The 12,066-nt window shown below is 51.6% G+C and carries 11 protein-coding genes; 6 read left to right on the forward strand and 5 right to left on the reverse strand.

Annotated features, from left to right (window positions below; translation table 11 throughout):
* Positions 1–7: 7 nt before the first annotated feature.
* Both IP582_RS10840 and cfa read right to left on the reverse strand, forming a co-directional pair.
* Entirely contained in the window at positions 8–727 is a 720-nt protein-coding gene (locus tag IP582_RS10840; RefSeq protein WP_193795938.1) for a (Fe-S)-binding protein, read from the reverse strand.
* Positions 728–820: 93 nt separating this feature from the next.
* Positions 821–1,969, reverse strand: a complete 1,149-nt coding sequence (gene cfa / locus IP582_RS10845) for a cyclopropane fatty acyl phospholipid synthase (protein WP_193796238.1) — start codon at positions 1,967–1,969, stop codon at positions 821–823.
* Positions 1,970–2,179: 210 nt separating this feature from the next.
* On the opposite strand from cfa, the gene IP582_RS10850 reads away from it, so the two are divergent.
* On the forward strand, positions 2,180–2,977 hold the full coding sequence (locus IP582_RS10850; RefSeq protein WP_193795939.1) for an AraC family transcriptional regulator: 798 nt from the start codon (positions 2,180–2,182) through the stop codon (positions 2,975–2,977).
* Between the two features lie 88 nt (positions 2,978–3,065).
* Here the strand turns inward: IP582_RS10850 and IP582_RS10855 are convergent, their stop codons facing one another.
* Positions 3,066–3,947: a LysR family transcriptional regulator gene (locus IP582_RS10855; RefSeq protein WP_193795940.1), complete on the reverse strand. Its 882-nt coding sequence runs from the start codon at positions 3,945–3,947 to the stop codon at positions 3,066–3,068.
* Positions 3,948–4,052: 105 nt separating this feature from the next.
* On the opposite strand from IP582_RS10855, the gene budA reads away from it, so the two are divergent.
* From budA to IP582_RS10870, 3 genes are read left to right on the forward strand one after another with little or no spacing between them, the layout of a single operon-like run.
* Entirely contained in the window at positions 4,053–4,832 is a 780-nt protein-coding gene (gene budA, locus IP582_RS10860; protein ID WP_169039450.1) for an acetolactate decarboxylase, read from the forward strand.
* Positions 4,804–6,525, forward strand: coding sequence for an acetolactate synthase AlsS (gene alsS / locus IP582_RS10865; protein ID WP_193795941.1), 1,722 nt, complete (start codon positions 4,804–4,806; stop codon positions 6,523–6,525). Before budA ends, alsS begins: the two co-directional genes overlap by 29 nt.
* A 20-nt stretch (positions 6,526–6,545) precedes the next feature.
* Entirely contained in the window at positions 6,546–7,316 is a 771-nt protein-coding gene (locus IP582_RS10870) for a (S)-acetoin forming diacetyl reductase (RefSeq protein ID WP_039079245.1), read from the forward strand.
* 390 nt (positions 7,317–7,706) lie between these two features.
* Here IP582_RS10870 and IP582_RS10875 read toward each other — a convergent pair whose 3' ends face one another.
* The gene (locus IP582_RS10875) at positions 7,707–8,345 is read right to left on the reverse strand and encodes a TetR/AcrR family transcriptional regulator (RefSeq protein WP_193795942.1); all 639 of its coding nucleotides are present in this window, start codon (positions 8,343–8,345) and stop codon (positions 7,707–7,709) included.
* A 311-nt stretch (positions 8,346–8,656) separates the two neighbouring features.
* On the opposite strand from IP582_RS10875, the gene IP582_RS10880 reads away from it, so the two are divergent.
* Both IP582_RS10880 and IP582_RS10885 read left to right on the forward strand, forming a co-directional pair.
* Complete coding sequence (locus IP582_RS10880; protein WP_193795943.1) at positions 8,657–9,670, forward strand: HlyD family secretion protein; 1,014 nt, start codon at positions 8,657–8,659, stop codon at positions 9,668–9,670.
* Positions 9,663–11,195 carry a DHA2 family efflux MFS transporter permease subunit gene (locus IP582_RS10885; RefSeq protein ID WP_193795944.1) on the forward strand — a complete coding sequence of 511 codons (1,533 nt, stop codon included), beginning with the start codon at positions 9,663–9,665 and terminating at the stop codon, positions 11,193–11,195. The genes IP582_RS10880 and IP582_RS10885 overlap by 8 nt, the downstream gene beginning before the upstream one ends.
* Positions 11,196–11,430: 235 nt before the next feature.
* Here IP582_RS10885 and IP582_RS10890 read toward each other — a convergent pair whose 3' ends face one another.
* On the reverse strand, positions 11,431–11,874 hold the full coding sequence (locus tag IP582_RS10890) for a MarR family winged helix-turn-helix transcriptional regulator (protein WP_193795945.1): 444 nt from the start codon (positions 11,872–11,874) through the stop codon (positions 11,431–11,433).
* Between the last annotated feature and the right edge of the window lie 192 nt (positions 11,875–12,066).

The raw sequence follows: 12,066 nt of genomic DNA on the forward strand, positions 1-12,066 counted from the left end.
GGATTCCTTAGCGGCTCATCAGCACATCGGCGATGTGGAGTACACGAACGTTGTGGCCTTCGCGCTGCAAACGCCCGCCAATATTAATCAGGCAACTGGCATCTGCGCCGATCACATAATCCGGCCTGGCTTCCATAAGATGCGCCACCTTTTCCTTCACCATCTCCCCGGAGATTTCGGCCATCTTGACCGAGAAGGTGCCGCCGAAACCGCAGCAGGTTTCCTGAGCGGCAAAAGGGATGATTTCCAGTTCGCGAACGCTACGTAACAGGGCCAGAGGTTCATCGCGTACGCCAAGCTTGCGAAACAGACTGCACGAAGGATGATAGACAGCCCGCCCCGGCAGGCGCGCACCAACGTCCGTGACGCCAAGCTGGTTTACGATAAACGAGGTCAGATCAACCATTCGGCTGGCAATTTTCGCCGCGCGCATTGCCCAGTCTGGTTCATCCCTCAGCCAGTCCTGATAGTGGCGAATCGCGTTCATGCACGACCCGGCGGGTGAAATAATGGGATCGTCGTTGATCTCAAGGGCGGTAATCTGCGCTTTCATGCCCGGCAACGCATCGGTAATGTAGCCGCTATTGATAGCCGGTTGACCGCAACATCCCTGATGTTCAGGAAACTGGACACGACACCCCAGTTGCTCAAGCAACAGAACACTGTTTCGGGCCATCCGTGATTTAAGCGCGTCGCCAATGCAGGTGACAAAGAAATTAACGTTCATATTATTTTGCTTCCGAAAAATGAAATGACTCGCGTCTTTTTTCAATAAGACCGTCAGTGATGATGTTGTTAGTCACCTTATTAAATTATGTATTTAGCGAGCCACGCGCAGCCCGCCGGAGACGCCACGGCTTAGTACCAGTTGCCAGAGTTGAATATTTCTGGCGCGAAATGCGCCCGCACAAGCGGTGAGGTAATAGTTGAACATACGCTGAAATTTCAGGGAGTAGTTTCCTGATAATTGCGGCCAGGCCTTATTGAACCGACTATGCCATGCCATCAGGGTCTTATCATAATCAGCGCCGAAATTATGTAAGTCTTCTATGACGAAATAAGGTTCACAGGCTTGCGCGACCTGTTTTACGGAGGGCAGGCAACCATTAGGGAAGATATATTTATTGATCCAGGCATCAACGTTATATTGGGTTTTATTCGAACCGATGGAATGCAATAAAAAAAGACCATCGGGTTTCAGGCAGCGATCTACCGCCTTAAAATAGGTGGCGTAATTTTTCGGCCCTACGTGCTCGAACATGCCGACAGAAACGATACGATCGTACTGTTTATCCAGATCGCGGTAATCCTGGAGCAGGATGCGCACCTCCTTTCCGGCACAGAGATTTTCGGCGTAGGCTTTTTGCTCTGCGGAAATCGTAATGCCTTCCACACGCACGCCATAGTGGTGCGCCGCATACTCTGCTAAACCGCCCCAGCCGCAGCCAATATCCAGCATTGTCATGCCGGGTTTAAGCTGTAATTTTTCGCAAATCAGCGCCAGCTTGTTTTCCTGGGCGACAAATAGCTCATCGGCCTCTTTCCAGTAGCCGCAGGAATATTGCATGTGGGGATCGAGCATGCGGCTAAAGAGATCATTGCCCAGGTCGTAATGCACTTCGCCGACTTGCCAGGCGCGTTTGCGTGACTGTGGGTTAACAAGGCGGGCAAACGCGATGCGCAGAAGATCTGATAAACGGGCGGGGCGTTGTTCGTCCAGGTGGGCGCGGAGCAATTTATCAAAAAAGATATCAAGCCGTTTGCAGTCCCACCAGCCTTCCATATAACTTTCGCCAAGACCGAGCGAACCCTGCTGTAAAACGCGTTTAAAAAAACGGGGATCGTGCACCCGGATATCCCAGGGTTCAGCGCCATTAATTTCAATTCCCGCCTGTGATAGCAGTTCTTGCACAATTCGCAGCCAGTGGTTTGGTTTGCTGATCACATCGACGGTACATTCATTAGCCATCATCTCTCCTTTAACGTAGCGCGCAGCCAGCCAGAAAATATCCCTGTCACGCCAGTCAATGTTTGCGAAAAGGCTTATCCCTCAGGCAGATGGCTGGTAAATTATTCATGACGGGTGAACCAGATTTATGACCGCTTCATTATTCAGTAAACCCGCCTTGTCTGCGCTGTGCTATCAAGACAAACTTCATCGAATAGAGGCCAGGTGCTTATGTGCTCTACGTTAGTGTTACCGCCGAGTCAGCCGGTGAACGGCCAGCCCGCCCCGGTGCTGATGGCATTGCCGCGCGCGGTTTACTTTCGCAGCTACCCTTTGATGGGCGATACGGGCGTGGACATGCATGAGCACCCCTTCGCTGAATTCCTCTATGCGCGCAACGGCAGTATGCGTGTGGAAATCGAAGGCAAGACGCTGGTGGTTCCTGTTCTCTATGGCGTGTGGATCCCGGCTCATGTGCCGCATCGTATTCTTGCCACGAGCGACGTGCTGCTGGAAAGTCTCTACGTTGAAGCCGATTTCGCCACCATCGCTTTCAGTGGCAGCAAAGTGGTGGTGGTCAGCGATTTCGTGCGTGAGTTTATTCACTACGCGACACAAAATGTGCCGGAGTTGTATGACGATAAAGGGGAGGATGGGCAACTTGTGCAAGTGCTGATTTCGTTACTCAGACGGTTGCCGGATGCCGGTCTGGCCATATCATGGCCGGGCTCACCTTTACTGATGAAGGTCTGCCGCCAGATCCAAAAAACACCGGGTGACGCGCACAGTATTGAGAAGTGGGCCTCCGATAGCGGCATGTCGGTGCGCACTTTTTCACGTCGCTTCAAAAAAGAGACCGGCGTGGCGTTCAGTGAATGGAAAAAACGCGTGCGCTTGCTGGAATCCGTTGTGATGCTCAAAAACAAGCGTAGCGTTACACAGGTTGCCCTTGACCTGGGCTATTCAAGCCCGGCCGCATTCACCTTTGCTTTTCGCGCCATGTTCGGCGTGCCGCCGACACGGTATTAGGTTGTTTCCTGGGTAAACCGTCTTCACTCAGATTGCCGTTGCCCTTGTGTTTAAGTCTCTCAGAGAGCAGGGCACAACCGCGCTGCGTTTACTTCTCACTCAGCATCGACAAAAAACGTTTCACCGTTCGCGAGCGTTCGAAACGTCGCCAGCACAGCGCGATCTCGGTATAGAGCGTCGGTGAGATAAGCGGATGATGAGTAACATTCGGCGGAGAAATGACCACCATTGACTGCGGCACCAGGGCAAAGCCGCTGCCTGCGGACACCATGCTGATGGACGAGGAAAGCTGTGAGCACTGTAGCGCGTTTTGCATATCAATCCCGCAACGTGCGCAGCAGGAGTAAACGCGATCATATAAACACGGAGCAATCTCCTGTGGGAACAAAACCACTGGCGTATCCCGGAGCTGCTCAAGCGACAGCGGACCGCTTTTTGCGAGAGGGTGATCGCGATGCAGTACCACCACCATTGGTTCCCGGTCCAGTATCTTTAATTCGAACGCTTTACTGCTCTCACAAGGCAGCCGGACGAATGCAATGTCCAGTTCCCCCTCCGCCAGCATCGTTGTAAGAGAGGACATGTTGGCTTCCAGTTGATGAATCTTCACCGCCATGTTCTGCAACTGAAAATGGCGAATAAGCGTGAAGATCATCGGATGAAAAGCGTCTGAACTGGTAATCCCGATCGACAGATTACCGTTGAGCCCACGAGCAATACCCCGAACTTTTTCGACTGCTATGTCGCTCAACGCCAGGATCTCACACGCGTCTTCATAGAAGGCTTTTCCCGCTTCGGTCAGCTCCACGCCACGCGTCAGGCGTCTGAACAACGGTGTACCCACTTCCTCCTCAAGCCGCTTGATTTGCTGGCTCAGGGGAGGTTGCGAAATTCCCAGCGCTTTAGCCGCCTTAGTGAAATGTCTCTCGCGTGCAACCGTGACGAAATACCGCAGATAACGAAGTTCCATATCTAAAACGTCTCAAACCAGCATGGTTTCTATATTGGAACTCCCGGCTGAATCGGGTCAACATTTATTTAACCTTTCTAAAAAAAGTTGAAGAGGACGAGCATAATGATGCATTCATCGGCATGCGACTGTGAGGCCAGCCTGTGCGAGACCGTACGTGGTTTCTCTGCCCGGCACCCTGACAGCGTGATCTATCAGACATCGCTAATGAGCGCCCTGTTAAGCGGCGTATATGAGGGAAACACCACCATCGCCGATTTGCTGGCACAAGGCGATTTTGGTTTGGGCACCTTTAACGAACTGGACGGCGAACTGATTGCCTTTAGCAGCCAGGTGTACCAGTTACGCGCCGACGGTAGCGCCCGCGCCGCGAAACCAGAGCAGAAAACGCCGTTCGCCGTGATGACCTGGTTCCAGCCGCAGTATCGCAAAACCTTCGATACGCCGGTCAGCCGTCAGCAGATCCACGATGCGATCGACCAGCAGATCCCTTCCGATAACCTGTTCTGCGCGTTGCGTATTGATGGCAATTTTCGCCACGCCCACACTCGCACGGTCCCGCGCCAGAAGCCGCCTTACCGGGCGATGACCGACGTCCTGGACGACCAGCCGGTGTTCCGCTTTAACCAGCGCGAAGGGGTGCTGGTCGGATTTCGCACGCCGCAACATATGCAGGGTATTAACGTGGCCGGTTACCACGAACATTTCATCACCGACGACCGTCAGGGTGGGGGGCACCTGCTCGACTATCAGTTGGAGAACGGCGTACTCACCTTCGGTGAAATTCACAAACTCATGATTGACCTGCCCGCCGACAGCGCGTTTTTACAGGCCAACCTTCACCCAGGCAATCTGGATGCGGCTATCCGTTCCGTTGAAAACTAACAGGAGAACCATCGTGAACAGTGATAAACAGGTTCGCCAGTGGGCGCACGGCGCCGATATGGTTGTCGGCCAACTGGAAGCGCAGGGCGTTAAACAGGTTTTCGGTATTCCGGGTGCGAAAATCGATAAAGTCTTTGATTCCCTGCTGGACTCCTCCATTGAGATCATCCCCGTACGCCATGAGGCGAACGCGGCGTTTATGGCGGCAGCGGTAGGACGGTTGACCGGCAAAGCCGGGGTTGCGCTGGTTACCTCCGGGCCGGGTTGTTCAAACCTGATCACCGGCATTGCTACCGCCAACAGCGAAGGCGACCCGGTTGTGGCGCTGGGCGGGGCGGTGAAGCGGGCGGATAAAGCGAAACTGGTGCATCAGAGCATGGATACCGTCGCGATGTTCAGCCCTGTCAGCAAATATGCCGTCGAGGTCAGTTCCCCGGACTCGATTGCCGAGGTTATCTCAAACGCGTTTCGTGCCGCCGAGCACGGCAGACCGGGGAGCGCGTTTGTCAGCCTGCCGCAGGATATTGTCGACCAGCCCGCCACTGGCACCATTTTGCCTGCCAGCGGCCCGGCGATGATGGGCCCGGCACCCGAATCGGTGATTAACGATGTGGTGAAGCTTATCGACAATGCCAAAAATCCGGTCATCCTGCTGGGTCTGATGGCGAGTCAGCCTGCCAACAGCACGGCGCTGCGTAAGCTGTTGGAGAAAAGCCGTATTCCGGTGACCAGCACCTACCAGGCCGCCGGGGCGGTAAACCAGGAACACTTCACCCGCTTCGCCGGGCGCGTCGGCCTTTTTAATAATCAGGCGGGCGACCGGCTACTGCATCTGGCGGATCTGATTATCTGTATTGGCTACAGCCCGGTGGAGTATGAGCCGTCCATGTGGAACAGCGGGGATGCCACGCTGGTGCACATTGATGTGCTGCCCGCGTATGAAGAGCGTAATTATGTGCCCGACATCGAACTGGTGGGGGATATCGCCGCCACGCTGAACCAGCTTGCCAGTCGGATTGACCACAAACTGGAGCTCAGCCAGCGCGCGTCAGAAATTCTGGTCGACCGCCAGCATCAGCGGGATCTGCTCGATCGCCGCGGTGCCTCACTCAACCAGTTCGCTTTGCATCCGCTGCGTATCGTAAGAGCCATGCAGGACATCGTAAATAACGATGTGACGCTCACCGTGGACATGGGTAGTTTCCACATCTGGATCGCCCGTTATCTCTATAGCTTCCGGGCGCGTCAGTTGATGATCTCCAACGGTCAGCAGACCATGGGCGTCGCGCTGCCATGGGCGATTGGCGCCTGGCTGGTGAATCCGGGGCGCAAGGTGGTTTCCGTCTCCGGTGACGGCGGCTTCCTGCAGTCGAGTATGGAGCTGGAAACCGCGGTACGTCTTAACGCCAACGTGCTGCATATCATCTGGGTGGATAACGCCTACAACATGGTGGCCATTCAGGAAGAGAAAAAATACCAGCGACTTTCCGGCGTGGCGTTCGGTCCGGTCGATTTCAGAGTCTATGCCGACGCCTTTGGCGCGAAAGGCTTTGCCGTGGAGAGCGCTGATGCGCTTGAGCCCACACTTCGTGCGGCAATGGATGTCGATGGCCCGGCCGTGGTGGCCATTCCCGTTGACTATAGCGATAACCCGCTGCTGATGGGCCAGCTCCATCTCAGCCAGATTTTATGACTCACTATAAGGACAGAAAAATGAAAAAAGTTGCTCTCGTAACCGGCGCAGGTCAGGGGATTGGTAAAGCGATAGCGCTTCGTCTGGTAAAAGACGGCTTTGCTGTTGCCATTGCTGACTATAACGATGAGACGGCGAGCGCCGTTGCCGATGAAATCAACCGTAACGGCGGCAGCGCCATCGCCGTGAAGGTGGATGTCTCTGACCGCGATCAGGTGTTTGCGGCGGTCGAGAAAGCCCGCACAGCGCTGGGCGGTTTCCACGTTATCGTCAATAACGCCGGGGTTGCGCCCTCCACGCCCATCGAATCCATCACATCGGAGATTATTGATAAGGTTTATAACATCAACGTGAAAGGGGTGATCTGGGGTATTCAGGCGGCGATTGAGGCGTTTCGCAAAGAGGAGCACGGCGGCAAGATCATTAACGCCTGCTCTCAAGCGGGGCACACCGGTAATCCGGATCTGGCCGTCTACAGTTCCAGTAAGTTCGCGGTTCGCGGTTTAACCCAGACTGCCGCACGGGATCTTGCTCCGCTTGGGATCACCGTTAATGCTTACTGCCCGGGCATCGTTAAAACGCCGATGTGGGCGGAGATTGACCGCCAGGTGTCTGAGGCTGCGGGCAAACCACTCGGCTACGGTACCGAAACCTTTGCCAAACGCATTACGCTTGGCCGCTTGTCCGAACCGGAAGATGTTGCTGCCTGCGTCTCGTACCTTGCCGGGCCAGACTCCGATTATATGACCGGCCAGTCTCTGCTCATCGATGGTGGGATGGTGTTCAATTAAATTCGACTATGCCCGTCATGCTTCACGTTGCCTGTGCGCTGGCCTGGTCACGTACTTACCTACGTTATTCAGACTCGCGGCGTTCATGTAACACGAATTATTAAGATATAAGCTCTGACATGGGTTTTCCCCTGCATCCGTGCAGGGGCTTTTTTTGCAATAAAATAAGGTGGAATGACACAGTGCAGGCGTGGCGTGCATGGTTATTACGACTAAACCCGTAGCTTTGTCGCCATTAAACGAGGCACTGTAGGCCATGTGTGAAATGCAGCACGGGTATGCGGCAGATAATCACCTTCATTCGAATGGCTGGCACGCCCGTGAATGATAAAGTCATTATCAGCGTGCTTACGGGACGCTTTCCAGGCGTTCTAAACAGAGCGTACTGGTTTAGAGGTATTGGGTCCCCTTCGCTGCGGCTTCCGCAGCACAAAATCCGCGAGCTGTAATGTCAAAAAGAAACTCGATATCCGTTTGCTCAATATTCATCTTTTGACGGAACAACGCCTCAGTGTATGCGACACGCCATGTATTCATAATAATGGTGGCGAGCAGATGCGCCGTAGGGTCCGTCTCTGGTTGCCCGGCATCTGACGCCAACATTTTTCCAAGTTGTTTGCAAATAATATCAAATTGCATAATGCCAAAGGTGCTCAGCGTTGTGCTGTCCGCAACAACCTGCCAAAATTTAACGACATTCTGGTTAATCATAAAAACTTTATGTTTTTGCTCAAGTAATTCAGCCGTCAGCCCCTTCAATTTGGCGATCGGGGACCTTTCGTTACGGTTCTTAAGGCTTTCCTCCAGTAATTCCGTTATCTCGCCCATGCGGTCAAACAACAGTTCTTCCTTACGCACAAAATAGTTAGACACTGTCATCTTCGATACATTTGCCGCCTGCGCAATATCACTAATGGTTACGTTATCAAAACCATAGCGGATAAAAAGCTGAGTGGCTTCATCTGAAATGTGTTGCCGGGTAAGTCTCTTCTTCTGTTCTCTCAACCCTTCCGGTTTGTTTGCCTTCATTGTTTTCCTCTCTCACCGATCAGCGGACAAATCCCCCTTGATCTTTTATTTGATCCAAATTTATACTCGATAAAAGTTTGTATCAAGTAAAAATAATGGCCGAAATCAATTATGGGCACCATCATAAACCCAATTTTTATTGTTAACGTTCTGTTTTCTTTCACATCCCTTTATCTGGAAAGCCGGGTCGATACACATCGGAGACTACCATGCTATTGATAACATCAGCGATAACGCCTGCCTCTGTAGCCCAGGGGGACGGTGAACACGCCAGTACTGGCGGTGTGGGCCGAAAACGGGGCATTTTGCGTATGGCCTTTCTTGTCCTAATTGTTTTTGCTGGCATTTGTGCCTGGTGGATAGTCAACGGTTGGTATATCGAAGAAACCGATGACGCGTTTATCAAAGCGGATAGTGTCTCCATTTCATCAAAAATCGGCGGATATGTTGAGGAAGTCCTGGTGACGGATAATCAAGGGGTACATAAAGGAGAACCACTGCTCCGTCTTGATAGCCGCCATAGTCACGCAGCGATCGATAAAAAAGTAGCTGATATCGCCAGGTTTGAAGCGGACAAAGCACAACTACAGGCGCAAATCGCACAACTGGAGGCGCAACTCATCCAGGCCGATGTGCAGCAACAAGCCGCTCGCCTGGCCGCACAACATGCAGAAAACGAATGGGCCCGCTATCAACCACTGGTAAAGACAGGGGCGACCACACCACAACAACTTGCCGACAGGGATAACGCCCGTCAACAAGCCTGGGCGCAATTACATGCCCTTGAGGCGGGAGTAAAAGCTGCCCGGGCAAAAATTGTCGAGTGTCACGCAGAAGAACAAGGTTACGAGGCCCAGTTGCAGGGCGCGAAAGCCGACCTGCAAAGTAGCAATCTGGATTTAGAAGATACCGTTTTGCAAAGTATGCAGGATGGCACGGTGGGAGATGTAGGGGTCAGAGCAGGCCAGTACATCCAGGCGGGTTCACGTTTAATGTCGATAGTGCCAACCAAAAGCGTTTACGTTATTGCCAACTTTAAAGAGACCCAGGTTGGTCGCATGCGACCCAATCAACCCGTACGCTTACATATAGATGCTTTCCCCGGAAAAACTTTTGCAGGCCATATTGAAAGTCTTGCGCCTGCAACCGGATCGGAATTCGCATTATTGCCACCGGAAAATGCGACGGGCAATTTCACGAAAGTCGTGCAGCGGGTTCCGGTTCGAATTCGTTTCGATAATCAAGACATGCCATCAACGGTGATTGCAGGCCTGTCAGTAAGAGTTGAAGTCGATACACGGCAGGAACCTCAACATCATGGCTGAGCAAATTAAACCCAAAAATAACGCAACACTGACGGACTGGATTGCTGTTGCAGCAGGCGCGGCCGGTGCCCTTATGGCGACACTCGATGTCTCGATTACTAACTCGGCCTTACCGCAAATTCAGGGCGCAGTAGGTGCTACGGGAACAGAAGGAACCTGGATTACCACCGGTTATATGATGTCCGAAATTGTGATGATACCGCTGGTGGCATGGCTGACAAAATGGCTTGGGCTACGTAACTTGCTGGTTATGAATGCCACACTGTTTATTTTTTTCTCTTTTTTGTGTGGCTTTTCATCCAGTTTGCTGTTTTTGATTGCGGCGCGCGTGGGGCAGGGGTTCTGTGGCGGTGCCATGATCCCTACCGCGCAATCGATCGTCCGAACGCGTTTGCCGTTACATCAACTTCCGGTCGGGATGACTGCATTTGGCCTGACAGTCATTATGGGGCCCTTGTTGGGGCCTGTTGTGGGGGGCTGGCTTACCGAAAATGCAAACTGGTCATGGTGTTTTTTTATTAATGGGCCAATCTGTCTCGTCATGTTAGTCATGCTGCTTTGTGGATTACCTGCAGAGAAAATTAAATCGCACGAGTTTGTTAAAGCGGATTGGTTAGGAATAGCGGGTCTGGCGCTTGGCCTCAGCACATTGATAGCGATTCTGGAAGAAGGACAGCGAGAAAACTGGTTTGAATCAACAATGATTTGCAGGCTCAGCGTGATTTCGGTGACAGGCTTGTTGATGATTATCATGTCGCAAATATATGTTGAAAAACCCGTGTTAAACCTCAGGCTATTTAGAAATAAAAGTTTCTCCTCTGTCATCATCATTATATTCGTTACCGGGATTGTGCTTTATGGCATTGCCTACCTGGTACCGCAATTCCTTTCACATATCGCAGGGTATAATGCTGAGCAATCCGGTGGTGTATTGTTACTTGCCGGGATACCCGCATTATTATTAATGTATATTTTGCCCCGTCTGGTGACGAAGGTGGATATTAGGCTGATCGTTATTCCTGGCCTGGTGCTATTTGCAATAAGTTGTTTTATGGATACGTCACTTAGCATACAAAGCTCAGGGGATAGTTTTGTCATTTCACAACTGGTTCGCGGCACCGCGCAAATGCTCTGTATGATGCCACTAAACCAGGCGGCGATGGCGGCGGTGACAAAAGAAGAGTCGGGTGATGCCGCTGGTTTATATAATATGGCACGTAACTTAGGTGGGGCGATAGGACTTGCGCTAATAGGGACATTTTTAGACAGAAGAGAAGCATTCCATAATACTGTTCTCAGAGAGTCAGTACATGCCAGTTCTCCGGTGGCTCAGTCTAAGTTCGAGGCGCTTGCAGGATCCTCCGTGGGTGGGGATAGCCATGTAATATCGGCGGCTCAACTGGTAAAAATGATCGCGCAGCAGTCGTCTGTATTGGCCTATAATGAAACATACTTTGTGTTGATGGTATCGATTCTGTTGTGCATACCGATGGCGTTTTTGTTAAAACGGCCGCAGAAAAAGTAATCGCCACTCTATTGTCATTATTATCTTATTTTATCGCTTAAGTATGTTTGAGACTATCCTGGCACAAATACTGTGTCTGATGTTATCGGTTGAAACTGTACATTCAATGCCAGGCGTATGTGCTTTTTATCATCCGCTCGCGAACTATTTCCATGGAAGGAGATAACTTTCTTGTCTTTGCCAGATAGACCAGTAAACATCATCCCCGGTTGAGAGTTAGGGTACTTAACTTTTATTATTTCGACGAATTACGCAGAATATCTGTTATCCGAATCATTGCTTCAAGGTCTTCTTCGCTCAGCCATTTTGCAAAATGTTCATAAACCCCGTTTTGATGCACGGGCTGAGCTACGGAGAGCAGAAGACGACCTTTATCTGTCATGCTGATAAATGAACTATTCCCGCCCTCGCTTTTTTTCTCGATTAATCCTCGCGTTTCCATGCGGGACAATTGATGAGACAAACGCGTCTTATCCCATTCAAGGAAAGTTTGTATATCGCACTGGCGCTGATGGTTACCGCCATCCATGCTGAGTTGCATCAGGATCGTAAAATCAGCGGATGATAATCCCGTTTTTTGTGTTATTTCGCGGCCTATACGAGAGGCAATCACTTCGCCCATTCGGCGAAACCCCCGCCACGCATTCATTTCACTTTGGGTCAGATCTTCTTTTTTCATAGGGTAGCCATCGTTAAGCAAAGTTGACATATCAACTCTGCCACTGTAAAGGTTGATATGTCAACTTAAACCATCACGAAGATGTACCCGGTCACCATAACGTCGAAGGATTTATGGTTCGACCATGCTCACTTTGCCTTGAGTAACGGGAGATCTTGCGTCCGTACAGGACCTGACTCTCTTAATCATTGA

Origin of the sequence: Citrobacter sp. BDA59-3 (assembly GCF_015167655.1) — a bacterium.
GTDB classification, from domain to species: Bacteria; Pseudomonadota; Gammaproteobacteria; order Enterobacterales; family Enterobacteriaceae; genus Phytobacter; species Phytobacter diazotrophicus.

Excerpts from the sequence above, each read along its gene's own strand:
- IP582_RS10890 (WP_193795945.1), bottom strand. The coding sequence starts at position 11,874 with ATGAAAAAAGAAGATCTGACCCAAAGTGAAATGAATGCGTGGCGGGGG.
- IP582_RS10875 (WP_193795942.1), bottom strand. The coding sequence starts at position 8,345 with ATGAAGGCAAACAAACCGGAAGGGTTGAGAGAACAGAAGAAGAGACTT.
- IP582_RS10855 (WP_193795940.1), bottom strand. The coding sequence starts at position 3,947 with ATGGAACTTCGTTATCTGCGGTATTTCGTCACGGTTGCACGCGAGAGA.
- IP582_RS10840 (WP_193795938.1), bottom strand. The coding sequence starts at position 727 with ATGAACGTTAATTTCTTTGTCACCTGCATTGGCGACGCGCTTAAATCA.
- cfa (WP_193796238.1), bottom strand. The coding sequence starts at position 1,969 with ATGGCTAATGAATGTACCGTCGATGTGATCAGCAAACCAAACCACTGG.
- IP582_RS10870 (WP_039079245.1), top strand. The coding sequence starts at position 6,546 with ATGAAAAAAGTTGCTCTCGTAACCGGCGCAGGTCAGGGGATTGGTAAA.
- IP582_RS10880 (WP_193795943.1), top strand. The coding sequence starts at position 8,657 with ATGGCCTTTCTTGTCCTAATTGTTTTTGCTGGCATTTGTGCCTGGTGG.
- IP582_RS10885 (WP_193795944.1), top strand. The coding sequence starts at position 9,663 with ATGGCTGAGCAAATTAAACCCAAAAATAACGCAACACTGACGGACTGG.
- budA (WP_169039450.1), top strand. The coding sequence starts at position 4,053 with ATGATGCATTCATCGGCATGCGACTGTGAGGCCAGCCTGTGCGAGACC.
- alsS (WP_193795941.1), top strand. The coding sequence starts at position 4,804 with ATGCGGCTATCCGTTCCGTTGAAAACTAACAGGAGAACCATCGTGAAC.
- IP582_RS10850 (WP_193795939.1), top strand. The coding sequence starts at position 2,180 with ATGTGCTCTACGTTAGTGTTACCGCCGAGTCAGCCGGTGAACGGCCAG.